Annotated in this window: 17 protein-coding genes, 1 tRNA gene and 1 pseudogene; 6 read left to right on the top strand and 13 right to left on the bottom strand. The window is 62.3% G+C overall.

Features of this window, described 5'->3' with window-relative positions; genetic code table 11:
• Positions 1-207: 207 nt before the first annotated feature.
• Positions 208-738: a transcription termination/antitermination protein NusG gene (gene nusG / locus V1293_RS01090; RefSeq protein ID WP_108518403.1), complete on the bottom strand. Its 531-nt coding sequence runs from the start codon at positions 736-738 to the stop codon at positions 208-210.
• Positions 739-758: 20 nt separating this feature from the next.
• Entirely contained in the window at positions 759-950 is a 192-nt protein-coding gene (secE, locus tag V1293_RS01085; RefSeq protein ID WP_283034105.1) for a preprotein translocase subunit SecE, read from the bottom strand.
• Positions 951-1326: 376 nt separating this feature from the next.
• Here secE and V1293_RS01080 point away from each other — a divergent pair, with 376 nt between their 5' ends.
• Both V1293_RS01080 and V1293_RS01075 read left to right on the top strand, forming a co-directional pair.
• Positions 1327-1512 carry a hypothetical protein gene (locus V1293_RS01080; RefSeq protein ID WP_334505926.1) on the top strand — a complete coding sequence of 62 codons (186 nt, stop codon included), beginning with the start codon at positions 1327-1329 and terminating at the stop codon, positions 1510-1512.
• Between the two features lie 265 nt (positions 1513-1777).
• On the top strand, positions 1778-2992 hold the full coding sequence (locus V1293_RS01075) for an OpgC domain-containing protein (protein WP_334505924.1): 1215 nt from the start codon (positions 1778-1780) through the stop codon (positions 2990-2992).
• A 97-nt stretch (positions 2993-3089) separates the two neighbouring features.
• Here V1293_RS01075 and V1293_RS01070 read toward each other — a convergent pair.
• Positions 3090-3165: transfer RNA gene (locus V1293_RS01070), tRNA-Trp, on the bottom strand.
• Between the two features lie 85 nt (positions 3166-3250).
• Positions 3251-3859 carry a hypothetical protein gene (locus tag V1293_RS01065; RefSeq protein ID WP_334516580.1) on the bottom strand — a complete coding sequence of 203 codons (609 nt, stop codon included), beginning with the start codon at positions 3857-3859 and terminating at the stop codon, positions 3251-3253.
• A gap of 205 nt (positions 3860-4064) precedes the next feature.
• Here V1293_RS01065 and V1293_RS01060 point away from each other — a divergent pair, with 205 nt between their 5' ends.
• Positions 4065-5288, top strand: a complete 1224-nt coding sequence (locus V1293_RS01060) for a serine hydrolase domain-containing protein (protein WP_334505922.1) — start codon at positions 4065-4067, stop codon at positions 5286-5288.
• Between the two features lie 143 nt (positions 5289-5431).
• Here V1293_RS01060 and V1293_RS01055 read toward each other — a convergent pair whose 3' ends face one another.
• Together V1293_RS01055 and V1293_RS01050 are read right to left on the bottom strand one after the other, a co-directional pair.
• On the bottom strand, positions 5432-6199 hold the full coding sequence (locus tag V1293_RS01055) for an SDR family NAD(P)-dependent oxidoreductase (protein WP_334505920.1): 768 nt from the start codon (positions 6197-6199) through the stop codon (positions 5432-5434).
• An 89-nt stretch (positions 6200-6288) separates the two neighbouring features.
• Positions 6289-6996, bottom strand: coding sequence for a histidine phosphatase family protein (locus tag V1293_RS01050; protein WP_334505918.1), 708 nt, complete (start codon positions 6994-6996; stop codon positions 6289-6291).
• A 156-nt stretch (positions 6997-7152) separates the two neighbouring features.
• Here V1293_RS01050 and V1293_RS01045 point away from each other — a divergent pair.
• A pseudogene (locus tag V1293_RS01045) lies at positions 7153-7936 on the top strand (SDR family NAD(P)-dependent oxidoreductase).
• Between the two features lie 70 nt (positions 7937-8006).
• Here the strand turns inward: V1293_RS01045 and V1293_RS01040 are convergent.
• From V1293_RS01040 to V1293_RS01025, 4 genes are all read right to left on the bottom strand, one after another.
• Positions 8007-8363, bottom strand: a complete 357-nt coding sequence (locus tag V1293_RS01040) for an NIPSNAP family protein (protein ID WP_334505917.1) — start codon at positions 8361-8363, stop codon at positions 8007-8009.
• A gap of 12 nt (positions 8364-8375) precedes the next feature.
• Complete coding sequence (locus V1293_RS01035; protein WP_334505915.1) at positions 8376-9278, bottom strand: DMT family transporter; 903 nt, start codon at positions 9276-9278, stop codon at positions 8376-8378.
• Positions 9279-9357: 79 nt separating this feature from the next.
• Entirely contained in the window at positions 9358-10416 is a 1059-nt protein-coding gene (locus V1293_RS01030) for a phosphotransferase family protein (protein WP_334505913.1), read from the bottom strand.
• A 56-nt stretch (positions 10417-10472) separates the two neighbouring features.
• Positions 10473-11705 carry an acyl-CoA dehydrogenase family protein gene (locus V1293_RS01025; protein WP_334505911.1) on the bottom strand — a complete coding sequence of 411 codons (1233 nt, stop codon included), beginning with the start codon at positions 11703-11705 and terminating at the stop codon, positions 10473-10475.
• Positions 11706-11916: 211 nt separating this feature from the next.
• Between V1293_RS01025 and V1293_RS01020 the strand changes: the two genes are divergently transcribed.
• The gene (locus tag V1293_RS01020) at positions 11917-12609 is read left to right on the top strand and encodes a TetR/AcrR family transcriptional regulator (protein ID WP_334505909.1); all 693 of its coding nucleotides are present in this window, start codon (positions 11917-11919) and stop codon (positions 12607-12609) included.
• Between the two features lie 331 nt (positions 12610-12940).
• On the opposite strand, the gene V1293_RS01015 is transcribed toward V1293_RS01020, so the two are convergent.
• On the bottom strand, positions 12941-14512 hold the full coding sequence (locus V1293_RS01015) for a winged helix-turn-helix domain-containing tetratricopeptide repeat protein (RefSeq protein ID WP_334505907.1): 1572 nt from the start codon (positions 14510-14512) through the stop codon (positions 12941-12943).
• 150 nt (positions 14513-14662) lie between these two features.
• On the opposite strand from V1293_RS01015, the gene V1293_RS01010 reads away from it, so the two are divergent.
• Positions 14663-15919 carry a vanadium-dependent haloperoxidase gene (locus V1293_RS01010; protein ID WP_334505905.1) on the top strand — a complete coding sequence of 419 codons (1257 nt, stop codon included), beginning with the start codon at positions 14663-14665 and terminating at the stop codon, positions 15917-15919.
• A gap of 67 nt (positions 15920-15986) precedes the next feature.
• Here the strand turns inward: V1293_RS01010 and V1293_RS01005 are convergent, their stop codons facing one another.
• Entirely contained in the window at positions 15987-16379 is a 393-nt protein-coding gene (locus tag V1293_RS01005) for a RidA family protein (protein ID WP_334516578.1), read from the bottom strand.
• Between the two features lie 93 nt (positions 16380-16472).
• Positions 16473-17699: a CaiB/BaiF CoA transferase family protein gene (locus V1293_RS01000; RefSeq protein ID WP_334505903.1), complete on the bottom strand. Its 1227-nt coding sequence runs from the start codon at positions 17697-17699 to the stop codon at positions 16473-16475.
• Between the last annotated feature and the right edge of the window lie 262 nt (positions 17700-17961).

Here is a 17961-nt window from a genome sequence, read left to right as displayed (position 1 = left end):
GCTCCAGACAATCCGGAAGCTTCACAGGACCGTGGTGCGGTTCGCATGACGGCTGGCGACCGTCAGTCCCCTTCCACGGCATTACGGAAGCGTTGCCGCTTCCACTCCTGTCATGCCCGGACTTGATCCGGGCATCCATCGATCTTCGTAAAATGCCTTGTTACGAAGCGGATGGATTGCCGGGTCAGGCCCGGCAATGACGATCAATCAGACCTTCTCGACCTGACCGAATTCCAGTTCGACGGGCGTGGCGCGACCGAAGATCGACACCGCGACCTTCACGCGCGAACGCGCCTCGTCAATTTCTTCAACCACGCCGGAGAACGACGCAAACGGCCCATCGGCCACGCGGACGTTCTCGCCGATTTCAAACGACACCGACGCCTTCGGACGTTCGACGCCTTCCTGCACCTGGTGCAGGATCCGCATCGCTTCGGACTCGGAGATCGGCATCGGCTTGTTTTCGGCGCCGAGGAAGCCGGTCACCTTGGGCGTGTTCTTGATGAGATGGAACGCCTCGTCGGTCAGCTTCATCTTCACCAGCACGTAACCCGGGAAGAATTTGCGCTCGGCGTCGATCTTGCGGCCGCGGCGCACTTCGGTGACCTTTTCGGTCGGCACCAGCACCTGCTCGAACAATTCCTCGAGCCCGCGCTGCTTGGCCTGTTCCCGGATCGATTCCGAGACCTTCTTTTCGAAATTCGAATAGGCGTGAACAATATACCAGCGCTTGTCCATGGATTGGGTTCCGGTGCTCATCAGTGGACGCCCAGCAGGAAGGTGACGACATAACGGATGATCAAATCCGAAGTGAAAAAGAAGATCGAAGCCAGCGCAACCATTACGAACACCATGATCGTGGTGATCGTCGTCTCGCGGCGCGTCGGCCAGGTGACCTTGGCGGTCTCCGAGCGCACTTCCTGCAGGAATTTGAACGGGCTGAAAGCCATCGTTGGTTACCGCGTCCTTGGTGAGACGATTGCAATTTAAAGCGAATCCGAACAGCCCTCTCGCGCCCAGCCCTCTCTCGAAGGATGAGCCGCCAAGCGGGCTCGATTGTTCGGGGGAATTCAAAGCCGCGCCGGATATCCGCATCTAGCGGGCCGGCTGCAGGTGGCGGGTATCTACTGCCGGCCGGGCAAAAGGTCAAGGTACGGGGTGCCGCGGGGCTCCAAACGGTCGCTTTGGGCGGGCGCCTAACGAAAAGACCGCCAGTCATTGGTTAATTCCTGGGTACAGCCTTCTCTCAAATGCCCACAGGCCCGCGATCTGGATTTTAAAAGCTCCCGGCCATTCTGTGTGCTCCATAGGGGGAGCGAAACGACCATGGCTCTGTTCGGCCAAGACCTGGAAAGACCGGCGGGCGAGACGGCCTGGACCGTTCTCGACGCGGCGAACGACCTCGGCGACGTCATTACGATCGATGCATGCCGGCGGGTGATCGACGCCGACCTGCGGGGCGAGCCTCCCGCCCGGTCGGATGTAGCTGTCCTCACCGCATTCTTCGCTTAGTTCCTGCCGAACGGCAGGAAGTTCGCCCAAGCCGTTGATTAGGCGTTCATTTTAGCTGACCAACTTGGGTTGGCGCGCTTCCGCCGGCTGCGCCACCGCATCGGACCCCGTAAATCCAGTCGCATCAATTGACTTGGCTCAATGGTCTGCCTCGCCGGCCCCCTACGTTCTCAAGGTTGCCTTTCCAAGACTTGGCTGCTCGCCGGAAGACGTCGGCGCTGGCGGGAAGGTCGTCCCGACGCTTGTCGGTATGGGCTGAGAACGAATGCAGGTCGAGCTTGCACTTCCACCGTCGAAGCGGGACTTGCGGCTGGACCTGTTCCGCGGCCTCGCCAATTGGCTGATGTTCCTTGGCCATGTCTCCACCAGCGTACTGGCCTGGTTTTCGTTCCGAAACTACGGCTTCAGCGATGGCGCCGATCTGTTCGTGTTCATTTCCGGCTACACCTCGGCGCTCGTCTTCGGCAGACGAATGCTCGAGGGCGGCTTCGTCTTCGGAACGACGAGACTGTTGCGGCGCGTGTGGCAAATCTACGCCGCCCACATCTTGCTGCTCGTGTTCTATCTGGCTTCCGTCCATTTGCTCTCAAACAGCTTCAACGCGCCCGGTCTCGTCGACCGGTTCAATGTCGCCCCCTTGTTGAACGCGCCGGTTGAAACCATCACGCAAGGGCTGTTGCTCCGGTACAAGCCGCTGAACCTCGACGTGCTGCCGCTCTACGTCGTCCTGATGGGCGCCTTTCCGCCGGTGCTCTGGCTGATGCTCAGGCACCGCAATTGGGTGATGCTGGGATCCGTATTGCTCTATCTCGCGGCCCGGCAATTCGGCTGGAACCTTCCCTCCTACCCGTCAGGAGTTTGGTATTTCAACCCGTTCGCGTGGCAGCTTCTTTTTGTACTTGGCGCATGGCTGGCGCTGGGCGGGGCCAATACGCTGCACTTCCTGGTGCGCTCCAGGGCAGTCCTCGTGTTCGGAGTGGCCTATTTGGTCTTTGCGGCCGTCATGACGCTATCCGGACTTATAGCTGAGCTTCAGGCCTTGTTTCCGCGCGTTCTGTTCGAAGCCTTCAGCCCGAACGACAAGACCAATCTGGCGCCCTATCGCTTCCTGCATCTCGCCATCGTGATCATCCTGGGCGCGCGGTTCATACCGATCGATGCCGTAGGGCTCCAGGCTGCGATCTGGAAACCGCTGATCAAGTGCGGCCAGCAATCCCTCGAAGTGTTTGCCGTCGGCATCTACCTCTCGTTCATCGGCTATTTTGTCCTGAAGACGACTTCTGACGGGATTATCGCTCAATTGCTGGTTGGAACCGCCGGCATCGCAATCATGACGGCTGTCGCCTACTATCGGTCATGGTCGAAACGCGTTGAAAAGCCGACTCACGCTCACGCTAGTCCGCCGACCGTGGACAGATTCCACGCCGCTGCTGGCGAGCCGGCTCGGCCCGCCGATCGGGCAGCCGTCGGCATCGTGTAATCTCACGCTCCGTAAAGACGGGCGGGCAGCGCGGATCGATCGCCCGGGAAGCATCGCCGGCCCGTTGTCGAAAATCTGCTTAAGTGCTTGATTTAGCTGGCAGGAGTGGCAGGGCTCGAACCTGCGACCCCCGGTTTTGGAGACCGGTGCTCTACCAATTGAGCTACACTCCTGCAGGGAACCGGCGCATGCGCCGCTTCGCGCCGTTTCAAGCATAGGGCATGCCCCGATTGCAAGGGCGAAGCGTAAGGATCAGCGCTAGGTTCTGCGCACCAGCCAGTCCCGATAATTCTGGCCATAGACCCCGATGAGCTTGTCGGCGGGGCTTTGCGTGGACGCGCTATCGATCGCGGCCTGGACCGCCGTCCCCACGATCCCGTTTCCAACCATCATGACCGCGCGCACGTCGGGATAGGCGATGATCAGCGCGCCGGTCCGCGCGTCGACCAGATTGGCGTCGGCAACCATGCCGCGACCGCCTCCGATCAGGATGCGCTGCACCGCAGAGGCAATCACGAAGCTCTTGACGACTATTTCGAGCCGCACCGGCCGCGAGCCGTTGAGCTGGCCGGCCATCGCCTGTTCAACACCCGCCTTGATCCGCGGCGCGAGTGAGTCCCGTACATACGCCTTGCCCTCCGGCGTGTTGGTAGCCGTTGCGATCTCATGATCGGGAATCGCCTTGGAGGTGGCATAGGCACGGATGCCGTCCTCCCACTGGATGCCCGCCTCCGGCGCGAAGCTGACGGTGACACCAGTCAGCTTCATGCTCGCAATGTCGTTTTGCGACAGCGAATTCTCTGTCGTCACGCATCCCGCGAGCGCAAACAGCACCGCAAGCGCGGCGAACCGCGCCAGCCCCAGCATCGTCCCCAAATGAAGCCCCCGTTATCCCCGTCCATCAACCAGATGGTAGCCCACGCCTTTCACTACCCTTAATTGACCAGCCATGAAAGGCAATGCCCGCTTCACTCCTTTTCATCGCCCGATACCTGCCAGAAACGCTCTGTTCAATCCGGAGCTTCTGCGCCAGACTCGGGTCTCACAAACAACAAGCGCCACGGGAGAGACCATGAACGCGCAGACCGCCGCCCGGCAGACATCCGCCCCCCAGACCCCTGCCCTCCCCGACGCCAAGCCGGAAACCATCGGGCTCTCGAGCATCCGCCTGCAGCGGATGTCGGACGCCTTCAAGCGCGAGGTCGACAAGGGGACCCTCCCCGGTGCCACGGTGATGGTGGCGCGGCGCGGCCAGGTCGGCTGGTTCGATGCGATCGGCCGGCAGAGCCCGGCCGCGAGCGCACCGATGGCGCATGACAGCATCTTCCGCATCTTCTCGATGACCAAGCCGATCGTTTCCGTCGGCATCATGATGCTGGTCGAGGACGGCCACTTCGTCCTGGGCGATCCCGTCGCCAAGTTCATTCCGGAGTTTGCCGAGCAGAAGGTCGGCGTCGAGAACAACGGCAAGCTCGACCTGGTCCCGGTGAAGCGGCAGATGACCGTGCAGGACCTGCTGCGGCACACGTCGGGCCTGACCTACGACCACACCGGCAACAGCCTCGTCCAAAAGCTCTACCAGCAGTCGCGGCTGCGCAGCCGCAAGATCACCAACGCCGAGCACGCGACCATGATCGCGGGCATGCCACTGATCTGCCAGCCCGGTGCGGAATGGAATTACAGCCGCTCGACCGACGTGCTCGGCCGCATCATCGAAGTCGTCTCCGGCAAATCGCTCGGCGCGTTCCTGACCGAACGCATTCTGGCGCCGCTGCAAATGACGGAGACCGCATTCCATACCGGCGAAGCCAATGCCGGCCGCCTCGCCGAGCCGTTCGCGACCGATCCGTGGAACGGCGACAAGGTGCAGCTCTTCAACATGCTGGAGAAGCCCGCGATGGAATCCGGCGGCGGCGGGCTGGTCTCGACCACGATGGATTATGCGCGGTTCTGCCAGATGCTGCTCAACGGCGGCGTGCTCGACGGCAACAGGATCATCGGCCGCAAGACGCTGGAGCTGATGGCCTCAGATCACCTCACCGCCGGCGTGAAGGTCGACTCGCCGCTAATGCCGCCCGGCCACGGCTTTGGCCTCGGCTTCGCCGTCCGCACGCACCGCGGCATCGCGCCGTTCCCGGGCTCGCTCGGCCAGTTCTTCTGGAGCGGCATGGCCGGCACGTTCTTCTTCATCGATCCTGCGGAAGACCTGTTCACGGTATTCATGATGCAGGGCCCCGGCCAGCGCGAATATATCCGCAACCTGCTGCGGGATCTGGTCTACGCGGCGGTGGAGTGAAGTCTCGTGCCCCGGACGCGACCCAGCACGAAGTGATGCGTCGCTGAGCCGGGGCCGATGCTGTACGCCGGGATGCGACAGGTCCCGGCTCTGCGGAGCAGCGCTTTCGCGCTGCACCGCGTCCGGGACACGAGTTCACGCAATTAACTGATCGTAGCCCCACCGTCGATCACGATGGTCTGGCCGGTCATGAAATCGCCGGCCTTCGATCCCATCAGCACCGCGGCGCCCGCGATCTCGTCGGGCACGCCGATACGGAGCAGCGGCGAGCGTGCCGTGGAGGCCTTCAGCGTCTCGGGATTGTCCCACAGCGCCTTGGCGAAATCGGTCTTGATCAGGCCGGGCGCGATGCAGTTCACGCGGATATTATGCTTGCCGTATTCGCAGGCGAGGTTGCGCGCGAGCTGCATGTCGGCGGCCTTCGAGATCGCGTAGGCGCCGAGCACGGTCGAGCCCTTCAGGCCGCCGATCGAGGACACGATAACGATCGAGCCGTCCTTGCGCTCGATCATCTGCGGCACCACCATGTTGATCAGCCAGTTGTTGGCGACGATGTTATTGTCGAGGATTTTTCGGAACTGGTCGTCGGAAATGCCGGCGAGCGGGCCGTAATAGGGATTGGACGCGGCGTTGCAGACCAGCACGTCGATCTTGCCAAACGCACGGTTGGATTCGTCGACGAGGTTCTGCAGGTTTTCCTTGCTCGAGATATTCGCCGCGATCGCAACCGCGGTGCCCTTGCCGAATTTTTCGTTGATCTCCTTGGTGACCTGATCGCAGACGTCCTGCTTGCGCGAGGAGATCACCACCTTGGCGCCGTGTTCGGCCATGCGCTCGGCAATGGCGCGGCCGATGCCGCGCGTCGAGCCGGTGATGACGGCGACTTTCCCGGTCATATCGAACAAGCTCATGTCTCTCTCCCCGATGTTGATCCAGCGCGATGCCGGTTTGGTCTTGAATTCGAACTAAGCAGCGTTTGCGGTCCTCGACAACTCGAGGCTCAAGCGAGTTTCGTCTCCGGCGGCTTCACCTCGGGCCCTGCCGGCTGATGCATCGCGTTGTGCGAAGCGTCCGCGATCCAGGGCTGCTGGTTAACCATCGGCAGCCGCCAGCCGGTGTAATTCGCGCTTGAGAGATAATCGAGCCGCGTCACCGAACAATTGTCGATATCGAAGGCGAGACCTCTCTCTGGCTGACCGAGTGCAAGCCCGACAGCGGCCCTGATCGTGCCGCCATGCGCGACGACGATGACGTCCCTGCCCGCCTGCTCGGCGTTGATGCGCTCGATGGCGCCGCATGTGCGATTGTACAGGTCCATGAAACTCTCGCCGCCGGGCGCGGGTTCGTCGATCTCAGTAAGCCAGTGGCTGCCGATCGGCCGGCTGGCGAGGAACGCCGCGCGATTCAGGCCTTGCCACTCACCGAGATGCTGTTCGGCAAATGCATTCACGTGCGGCATATCTGACGGCTTAGGAAAGCCGGCGGCCCAGATAGCGTCCGCGGTCTGGTGCGTTCGCTTCAGATTGCTCGCATACCAGACCGCATTGCGCGGCAGGATTTTTCCGACCGCTTCGAACACCACCCGATCGCTGGTGTCACAGCCAAGATCCTTCTGCCCGTAAATGCAGCCGTTATCTTCGCGGACCGGCGCATGGCGAACCCACCACCATCGCGTCGCAACTACCCGCGGTTTGTCTGGATTGGACATCGCCAAAGCCCTTCAATACTGTTCGTTGTCGCTGTACGTCAGAGCACGCATCGTCTCAAGTGACTTTGGCAGGCAAAGATTCTTGGACGTTTGAAATCTTGTTTGAATTCCGCAAGGCGGCAGACGCCTGCGCGCATAACTATCAGGGAGAAACTCATGGGCCGCCTCGAAGGCAAATCCGTCGTCATCACCGGTGCTGGCAGCGGCATCGGCCGCGCCGCATCGGTGCTGTTCTCCAGGGAAGGGGCGAAGCTCGTCATCGTCGACCGCACCGAGGGCGTGAAGGAAACCGCAAAGCTCGTCAGCGATGCCGGCGGCAGTCGAGGCCGTGATGGCCGATGCGGGTTCGGAAGCCGACGTCAAGGCCTTCATCGACAAGGCGGTCGCGAAATATGGCAGGCTCGACGCGATCTGGGCCAATGCCGGCGTCAGCGGCGGGTTGGTGCCGCTGGCTGAGCAGACCGTCGACCACTGGCAGGAAGTCTTGCGCATCAACCTGATCGGGCCGTTCCTGGCGATCAAGCATTCGATGCCGCACATGATCAAGCAGAAGTCCGGCTCGATCGTCTGCACCGCCTCGGTTGCGGGCCTCAAGGCCGGCGCCAGCGGTCATCCTTACGGCGCCAGCAAGGCCGGCGTCATCAGCCTGGTGCAGACCACCGCCTACTCGCTGTCCGGCACCGGCGTGCGCATCAACGCGGTATGCCCGGGCCTGATCGAAACCGGCATGACCAAGCCGGTGTTCGACCGCGCCAAGGAGCGGGGTACCCAGGACAAGATCGGCCAGCTCAATCCCCTGAAGCGCCCCGGCCAGCCGCACGAGCTCGCGGCGATGGGATTGTTCCTCGCCAGCGACGACGCCTCCTACGTCAACGGTCAGGCGATCCCGGTCGACGGCGGCCTCACCGCGTCGATGCCTTACACCGGCAAGCCGATTTAGCGACGATCTCGCGCCCCGGATGCGGCGCAGCGTGTAACGCTGCTCCGCAGAGCCGGAACGCAAGAATGTTCTACGCTGATGCCGCAAGAAGGCTCCTGCGTTTCGCTGGCGAATAGTCCGTCGGCACAAGCAAACGGTCTTCGATCTGGCCCACCATCAAGCCATGCTCCGCATGCGTCACGCGCTTGATCTCGGACCACTCGGTATCGGCCATGAAAGCCGACCACGTGGCGGTCTTGGTTGCCTCGTCGGGCCATTCCAGCAGATAGGCAAACTCGGTCCTGTCGTCGAATTTGGTTTCCCACATCGCGACGATCCGGAAACCGTATCTGGTTTTCATGATGCGCGCGGCGTGATCGCGAAAGCGGGCGTGGAACGCAGCCTTGTTGTTTTCGAATATTTCGTAGATGCGCAGTTGCTGGATCATGACCATCTCCAATCAGCTTCGGAGATATGGGCTCCCGCGACGCTGGTCACAACCCGTCGGGCGGCAAGCCGGATGATTCCGCTGCCAGCGTGCGGTGAGGGGACGGATGCGCTCGCGGTAGAAGGCGTAGAGGCCGGACAGCACGATGATGGATGCCCCCAACACCATCATCGCATCAGGCACGTCGCCGAACACGAGATAGCCGAGCAGCATCGCCCATAGCAGCGCGGAATAGCGGAACGGCGCCACCGCCGAAATGTCGCCGGAGCGCAGCGCCGAGATGATGCATTGATAGCCGATCAGCAGCAGCACCGCGGCCAGCGCCTGCAGGCCAAGGGCACTCGCGGATGGCGGTGTCCATCCGCCGAGCGGAACGAGGATAGCGCCGCCGGCCGCCGTCACCGTCACAGTCGTCAGCAGTGTGATGAACAGCGACGGAATCTTTGCGGGAATGCGCCGGGTCGCGAGGTCACGCAGCGCGCAAAAGGCGACCGACACCAGCGCGAGCAGCGCGAACTGGTTGAACCCAGCCAGCCCCGGCCGCACGATGATGAGCACGCCGATCAAGCCCGCCACGATCGCCGACCAGCGCCGCCAGCCGACCGGCTCGCGGAGGATCACGGCAGCGCCGAGCGTGATCGCCAGCGGCAGCGCCTGCAAGATCGCCGAGGTGTTGGCAAGCGGCAGATGCACCAGCGCCGTCATGAACGAGATCGTGCCGCCGATCTCGCCCAGCACCCTGAGCGCCACTGGCCTCAGCATCAGCGTGTGCAGCGGCCGCAGCGCGCCCTGTTGGTGCGCGAACGCCGCGACCAGCAGAACCGCAAACAGCCCGCGCACCAGCATCACCTGGCCGATGTTCATCTCTGACGACACCGCCTTGGTGATGGTGTCAACCACAGTGAACGCCGCCATGGACACCGCCATGAGCAGGCTGCCGCGAATGTTCGGTGAGAGTGCCAAGGAAACCAAACGGCTGAACTAACGGCGCAGCTTAGGTCGCGCCGGCCTTCTGAGCGTATTCCCAGGAAGATTTCGACAGCGGCACGGTGCGCGCCGCCGACTCCAGCGCCTTGGCGTTGGCGGCGGTGCCGTCGCGAATACGGCCGGCGATACCCTGTGTAATGCCCGCAAGGCGGAACATGTTGTAGGCGAAGTACCAGTTGAGGTCGGGCACTTCCGTGCCGGTGACGTCGCAGTAGATCTGCGCGGCCTCTTCCACGCTCGGAATGTTGAGCGCCTTGAGGTCGGCATTGGCCAGACCCGGCATGGTCCACTGCATCAACAGATAGGTGAAGTCGGCCATGGGATCGCCGAGCGTCGACAACTCCCAGTCCAGCACCGCCTGCACGCGCGGTTCCGTCGCATGGAAAATCATGTTGTCGAGGCGGTAGTCGCCGTGGACGATCGAAACGCGCTTCTGCTCAGGCACGGTTCGCGGCAGCCATTCGGCCACCTTCTCGAATTCCGGAATGTGCTGCGTCTCGGAGGCGCGGTACTGCTTCGTCCAGCGATCGATCTGGCGCGCGAAATAATTGCCGGGCTTGCCGAAATCGCCGAGGCCGATCGCCTCCGGATTGAAAACGTGGAGCTTGGCCAGCGTCTCGATCTTGCTGGTGAAGATCTTGCGCCTGTCGTCCGGCGTCTGGCTCGGCAGCGTCGGGTCCCAGAACACCCGGCCCTCTTCCATCGACATGATGTAGAAGGCCGCGCCGATCACGGCGTCGTCGGTGCACAGCGCGTAGGCCTTCGCCACCGGAAAGCCCTGTTTGCCGAGCGCTGCGATGACGCGGAACTCGCGGTCGACCGCATGCGCCGATGGCAGCAATTTACCGAACGGTTTTCGGCGCATCACGTAGGAGCGAGCCGGCGTCTCGAGCTTGTAGGTGGGGTTCGACTGGCCGCCCTTGAACTGCAGGACGGTCAGCGGCCCCTGATAGCCTTCGACATGCTCGCGCATCCAGCGCTCGAGGCTCGCTTCATCAATGCGATGGCGCTCCTCGACTTCCTTGGTGCCCGAAAACTCTTCGTCTTTCCTGACGCCGTCCGCCACGATGACGCTCCCTCAATTCTTCTTAGACGTTGGGGAGCGCCATCAGAGCGTTCCCGTTAGTTAGTAGCGTTTGCATACTTCCGAAGTTCAAGTCTGGCAATGGCGCGATTGTGCACCTCGTCCGGACCATCAGCCAGGCGGAGCGTACGGATGTGCGCATAATCCCGCGCCAGGCCCGCCTCGTCGGAGACACCGCCGCCGCCATAGGCCTGGATGGCATTGTCGATGATCTTCAGCGCCATATTCGGGGCTGTGACCTTGATCATCGCGATCTCGGCCTGCGCGGTCTTGTTGCCGACCTTGTCCATCATGTCGGCGGCCTTGAGGCACAGCAGACGATTCATCTCGATATCGGCGCGCGCTTCGCCAATGCGCTGTTCCCACACCGAGTGCTCGATGATCTTCTTGCCGAACGCGGTGCGCGAGGCCAGCCGCTTCACCATCTTCTCCAGCGCCTCCTCGGCCTTGCCGATGGTGCGCATGCAATGATGGATACGGCCCGGACCGAGACGGCCCTGCGCGATCTCGAAGCCGCGGCCTTCGCCGAGCAGGATGTTTTCCTTCGGCACGCGAACGTTTTGCAGCAACACCTGGGCGTGACCGTGCGGCGCATCGTCAAAGCCGAACACCGGCAGCATCTTCTCGACCTTGATGCCGGGGGTGTCGAGCGGCACCAGGATCTGCGACTGCTGCTGGTGCTTGGCCGCCTTCGGATCGGTCTTGCCCATCAGGATCGCGATCTTGCAGCGGGGATCGCCGACGCCCGACGACCACCATTTGCGGCCGTTGATGACGTAGTGATCGCCATCCTTTTCAATGCGCGTTTCGATGTTGGTGGCGTCCGATGAAGCCACCGCGGGCTCGGTCATCAGGAAGGCAGAGCGGATCTCGCCGTCCATCAGCGGCCGCAGCCACTTCCGCTTCTGCTCCTTGGTGCCGTAGCGGATGAACACTTCCATGTTGCCGGTATCGGGAGCGGAGCAGTTGAACACCTCCGAGGCCCAGGAGATGTGGCCCATCTCTTCCGACAGCAGCGCGTATTCGAGGTTGGTCAATCCCGCGCCGCGGAATTCGTCGTCCTCATGCGCGTTGGGCGGCATGAACATGTTCCAGAGGCCTTCGGCCTTCGCCTTCTTCTTCAGTTCCTCGAGGATCGGGATCACCTTCCAGCGCGGGCCCTCCGCATCCTGCTTCTCGTAGATCGGCACCGCGGGACGGACATGCGTCTTCATGAATGCCTGCACGCGGTTCAGCCATTCCTTTTGCTTTTCGGACATATCGAAGTTCATGGGACGCTCCTCGGCTCTTGGCTTCTGAAATTGTTAGGCCGCACTGTCTGCCCACCGCTTGGGGCCCGCAAGGCATTTTGCGGATGACGGTGACAGTCCGGAACCGGCCGGAAATGCGACACGCTCGCAAACGTGGATTGACTTTTCCAGCTCTTCAAACGATAGTTTCATACAACTGTTTTAATTGCAACTCCCCAAACGGGGGCCAGATATGTCGAGCGATCGGACCCGATCTGCCATCCTTGCCGCCGCCGAACGGCTTTACGCCGATCGCGGCTTCGGCGATGTGACACTGCGCGACATCGTCGCCGAAGCGAACGTCAACCTCGCCGCGGTGAATTATCATTTCGGCTCCAAGGACGAGTTGATCGCGGAACTGTTCGTCACCCGCAGCCTCGCCACCAACCGCGAGCGGCTCAACGAATTGAAGCTTGCGGAGGAAAAAGGCGGCGGCCGCGCCCCGATCGAGGTCATCCTGCATGCGCTGGTGGGCCCTACCCTGCGCGGCTGCCTCGGCCCCGACCGCGAAGGCTCGACGGCGGCGCGCTTCATGATCCGCGCGTCCATTGAATCGGTGCCACCGATCCGCCGCATCAAAAACCGCGAGGTCGATCATTTGCGGAAGTTCATCGCCGCGATGCGCCGCGCGATGCCCGGCCGCGACGACGCCGATCTCTACTGGGGCCTGCACTTCGCGCTGGCGATGTCGCATCACACCATCCGGGAAAAAGAGCGGCTGACGAAATTGTCGGAAGGCCAATGCGACCTCAACGACGTGGATGCCATCGTCGATCGCGTGGTCTCGGTCTCGGTGATGGCGCTGACGGGTGGCGAGACGCCGGCGAAGAAAGCGCCGGTCCGATCGGCGGTGCCACATGGCAGGCTGACCCGGCAGGATCTCTGAGCTGAGTTCTTGTTTTCATCTTGATCTGCACAACTTGACGCCGGCACCGCGGCGTCAGGACCACACGACTTCGCCGTACGCGTGAGGCGCGCACGTCTATCGCGCCATTTGCGTCCATCGCATCTCACCGCACGTTCGTGACGATGGCCAACGCCCCTCATCCGCCGTGAGACGGGCGGCGTTATGCGACTGATTTTCCCGACACGTTAAGCGGAATATTTTTGCAAAGGGGGCTGGACCAGTTTGGGGTGATTTGCCCGTCGGGCACGGAGGAAAAAACACAAGTCTTTCAATATACGAACCTGAACGGCCTTGCCCTCCTGGCTCAATCTCATGTCAGCCCGGCCTTGCGCATTCCCGTCAGGAAATACTCCATCAGTTCCGGCGTCTGATAGGGGACGCTCGATTTGATCCAGTCGATCGAGAGTTGAGGCTGCTCGAGCCGTACCGCGGCGAGAGAATGTCTGGCCTCCTCCACTCTTCCCATCTGGGCCAGACTCGCACAACGAAGCCGCTGGGCACCGTGAAAGCCCGGGCGCAATCGCAGCAACTCTTCCGAAGTTCGGAAGGCGTCTGCGTATCGGCCGGCCAGATAGTGCGCGACGGTAATGCCGCCGAGGAACATCGCGGTGTCGGGATCAAGCGGGCTGAGCCGGATCGCCTCGTTGCCATGCGCGATGGCTTCGTCGCATCGCCCGGAGAACGCCAGCCCATGGCTGAGATAGCAATGCGCGGCCGCGAAGCTCGGATTGAGGCTGACAGCGCGCCGGAACGCCGCGATCGACTCTTCGGTACGCCGTTCCATCATCGACCAATAGCCGAGCGCGATCTGTGCCCACGGATCGCAGTCGTCCAGCGCAATCGCCCGAACGATGTGTGGACGCGCCGCAAGCAAGCCTTGGTCGCGATCGATCCAGCCATTATGCGCTGAAAACACCAGGCAAAACCCGAGCAGGCTCCGGGCCGGCGCGTAATCCGGATAGGCGTCGACGGCGCGATGGAGTGCCTCGATCGCAGCTTCATGATCAGATCGATTGAGCCGCCAGACATGGGTTTGCGCGCGCGCCACCAGCTCCCAGGCGCCGAGATCATCCGACGAGCGCGAAAATGCGCGAACGCCCTCCGCCGCCAGCAGGCGCGGCTGGATCGAAGCGACCACGCTGCTCGTGATCTCATCCTGGATTGCAAAGATGTCGCCGAGTTCGCGGTCGTATTGCTCCGCCCAATGATGGCCACCGGTTACCGCGTCGATCAACTGCGCGCTGACGCGTAGGCGCCGGCCGGCCCGGCGCACACTGCCTTCGAGCACATAGCGAACGCCGAGCTTGCCTGCGACTTGCCTGACATCGACGGCGCGGCCCTTGTAGACAAAGGTCGAGTTGCGCGCGATGACGAACAGCCACCGGATGCGGGAGAGACCGGTGATCAGGTCCTCGGAGATGCCGTCAGCGAAGTAGTCCTGGTCCGGATCGCCGCTCATATTGTCAAACGGCAGCACCGCAATGGAGGGACGATCGGGCAACGGCAGCGCACGGTGTTCATCGGCGTCCGTTGTCGCGGCGATTGCGATCAAAGAGCGTTCGTCGTCGCCGTCGACTACCGGCAAAGCAAACAGATAACCGCGCTTGGAAACCGTTTCGATGATCGCTTGGCCATCGTCTTGCAGCGCTTGCCGGACCTCCTTGATGCACTGAACCAACGAATTCGGCGTAACGTTCAGGTTTTGCCAGACGTTGTCGATCAGTTCTGCCTTCGGAACGAGCCGGCCGGGATGCTGCGCGAGATACACCAGCACATCGAAGGACTTCGGCCGCAGCGGCACGATGACGCCCTCGCGGCGCAGGCATGCCGATCGGCGGTCGACCAGGAACGGGCCAAAACGGTAGCTCTTGAGTTCGGCCATGTCTGCGATGCGCGGCTTATGCCGGGGTTCACGGGCAATCTTAGAGCATTTCATCACAATTTCACCGGTTCTTCACGACTGCCACGCCCGCGAATGTGGGACTTTCCGGGCAAGCCCTCTGCCGAGGGCGGCACGCAGGGAGAAGTTCCAATGAAGCCAATATCAGGGGTCTTACTGGCAGTTCGGATCAGCGGCGCCCTCGCGGCCGCGCTGTTTGCCACCGCCGCCCGCGGCGACATCATCATGGACTGGAACACCAAGGCCGACGCCCTCGCCGTCGAAAAGCAGCTCTTGAATGCTGCCAATTCCCGCGGACAGGCGATGCTCCACACCGCGATGTTCGAGGCGGTCAACGCCATCGACAGGCGCTATGCGCCTTACAAGCTCAAGCTCACCGCGGATAAGAACGTGTCAAGGGAAGCCGCGGCGGCCGCCGCGGCGTATGATGTGCTGCTGGCGCTGCACCCCGACAAGAAAGCCGATCTCGATGTGACGTTTGCGGCGTCGCTGGCCGGAATTGCCGACAATGAGGCGAAGACGAAGGGCGTCGAACTCGGCAGGCAGGCCGCCGCCGGGATCATCGCGTTGCGCAGCGATGACGGTAGCAACACACCGGAAGACTATCGCCCCGCCACCACGGCCGGCGTCTATGTGCCGACCACGATACCGATCGAATCCGCGAGTTCAAAGACCAAGCCGTTTGTGATGGCAAGCGCGTCGCAATTTCGCGCCGCTCCGCCTCCCGCCCTGACATCGGAAACCTGGACCAGGGATTTGAACGAAATTCGTGAGATCGGCAGCAATGCGAGCACCAAGCGCTCGGCCGAGCAGACGACGATCGCCCGCTTCTGGTTCTTCACCGGGCCCAGGACCTACAATGCGATCGTCCGCCAGATCGCCTCCGACAGGAAGATGGACCTCGTCGATTGCGCCCGCCTCTATGCGCTGACATCGATCGCCAGCGCAGACGCCTTCACCGCCGTGTTCGATGCGAAATATGCCTACAATCTGTGGCGTCCTGTGACAGCGATCCGCAACGCCGATCTCACGTCCAACCCGGCGACCCCGCGCGAGGCATCATGGCAGCCTTTGGGCGTGACGCCGATGCACCCGGAATATCCGTGCGCACATTGCATCGTCGCCGGCGCCGTTTCCACGGTCCTGCAGCACGTCGTGGGCAACGAGGTCGGCGAGATTACGCTGACGAGCCCGACGGCTGCCGGCGTCACACGCAAGTGGACGCGGCTGCAGGACTATAGCGACGAGGTTTCCAGCGCGCGGATCTATGCCGGCTTCCACTACCGCTTCTCGACCGAAGCCGGCAGGGACATGGGAAAGAAGATCGGTGACCTCGCGGTTACGACGCTGATGCTCGGCGCCGTGGCCGATGCACAGCAGAAGCGTTGATCGGGTGGATCACATCGGGTTGAGGCCGCCGGCCGGGCGGCCTCTTCGATCTCGATCACGAGCATGCCTACGCCAAGGCCACACAGTCAATCTCGATATCGAACGGCCCAAACCATTCTGGCACGCACACGAAGATGCGCGCCGGGGGATCTTCCGGAAAATAGCGTGCGTAGATCGCGTTCACGGCGGCGAAGTGCCCGCTTGAGGTGCAATAGACATTGCACTTCATGACATTCTGCAGCGATGTGCCCGCGGTCTCCAGGCACAGCTTCAATTGCTCAAGGACGAGTTCGGTCTGACGCTCGATCAGACCTGTGAAAAGCTCACCGGTATCGGGATCGAACGGCGGCAGGCCCGAAACGAACACCATGCCACCGCCGCGCGTCACCGGGGAGACCGGCGCGTTCCGTTTCGCAAGCCAGGACGACATCGGTTCGACGCGAATGACTTCCCGTTTCATCGTTGCACCTCTCGAACGAACTGATCGAGGGTGCAGACTAGCGCCATTCAGCGCCAGCATGCTTCGATTAAGATGGAAGTGTCGATGTCGAGATCAGACGATCTTCTGCGCCTTCAGCGTCTCGACCTTGGCGTCGTCATAGCCGATCGTCGCCAGCACATCCTTGGTGTCCGCACCCAATAGCGGCGGCGCGCGATAGTCCTTTACCGGGGTGCCGGAGAAGGTGATGGCGTTGCGGATCAGCGACAGGTCGTGCTGCAAGGGGTGGTCGACCTTGACCTGCATGCCGCGCGACTGCACGTGGGGATCGTTGAACACCTGCGAGAAATCATTGATCGGGCCTGAGGGGACACCGGCCTTCTCCAGCTCTTCCAGCCAGTAGGCCACCGGCTTTTTCAGGAAGAGACCTGCGAAGATCGCCATGATCTCCTTGCCGTGGACGACGCGGTCGTTGTTCTTGAGGAATTTTGGATCGGTCGCGAGCTCGGGGGCGCCGAGAACGCCGCAGGTGCGCTGGAACTGGCCGTCATTGCCGACCACCAGCATCAATTCGCCATCGGTGCAGCGGAACACGCCGGCCGGCATGCCGCCATTGCCCCAGGTGCCGCGCCGCGGCGGGGTCTGGCCGTTGACGAGAAATATCTGCGCGTAATGCGACAGCGAGGCGATCACGGTGTCGAACAGGCAGACGTCGACATGCTGCCCCTCCCCGCCATTGGCCTTGCGGTGATAGAGCGCCGCCAGAATGCCGATCGATGAGTTCATGCCGGTCATGTAGTCGACGATGGAAGGGCCAACCTTCATCGGTCCCGCGCCCGGCTCGCCGTCGAGATGGCCGGTGACGCTCATCAGGCCGCCCATCGCCTGCAGGATCGCGTCGTAGCCGGCTCGCGGCGCGTAAGGCCCGGTCTGGCCAAAGCCGGTCACCGAGCAATAGATGATGCCGGGGTTGATGGCCTTGATCGATTCATAGTCGAGCCGGTAGCGCTTGAGATCGCCGACCTTGTAGTTCTCCATCATCACGTCGCAGGATTTTGCCAGCTCGCGGACGATGTCCTGCCCTTCCGGCGTCGCGATATTGACGGTCACGGATTTCTTGTTGCGGTTGGCGCAGAGGTAGAACGAGTTGTTGTTGTTCGCCTTGCCCTCCGGGTCTTTCAGGTAAGGCGGGCCGAAGGCGCGGGCGTCGTCGCCGCCGCCGGGGCGTTCGATCTTGATCACCTCGGCGCCGAGATCGGCCAGCATCTGCGCCGACAAGGGACCAGCGAGCACCCGCGTCAGGTCGAGAATTTTGATGCCCGAAAGTGGCAGAGCCGACATGAACTTCCTCCGAATTTTTTGGCGTGGTGGCGCGGGAACGTGTCCGGGCGCTGCGAAGCCAAGCCGATACACTATTTTGTGCGGCTGAGCCCTGCATTAACGGCATGACGCCATCCGTTGGCCGCCCGCTTTGCACGCCAATGGGCGGACGAAGTGACAGTTTCAACGGTCTCGCTGGGAAGCGGATGCGGCATTCCGGGCACGGGGAGCTGCCTGACATTGCCCCAAAAGCACGACGGCCCGCCGAAGCGGGCCGTCCTAT

Source organism: Bradyrhizobium sp. AZCC 1693 (assembly GCF_036924745.1).
Taxonomy (GTDB): Bacteria; Pseudomonadota; Alphaproteobacteria; order Rhizobiales; family Xanthobacteraceae; genus Bradyrhizobium.
Note: the sequence above shows the minus strand (reverse complement) of the source record. Positions and strands in the feature narration are given on the sequence as shown.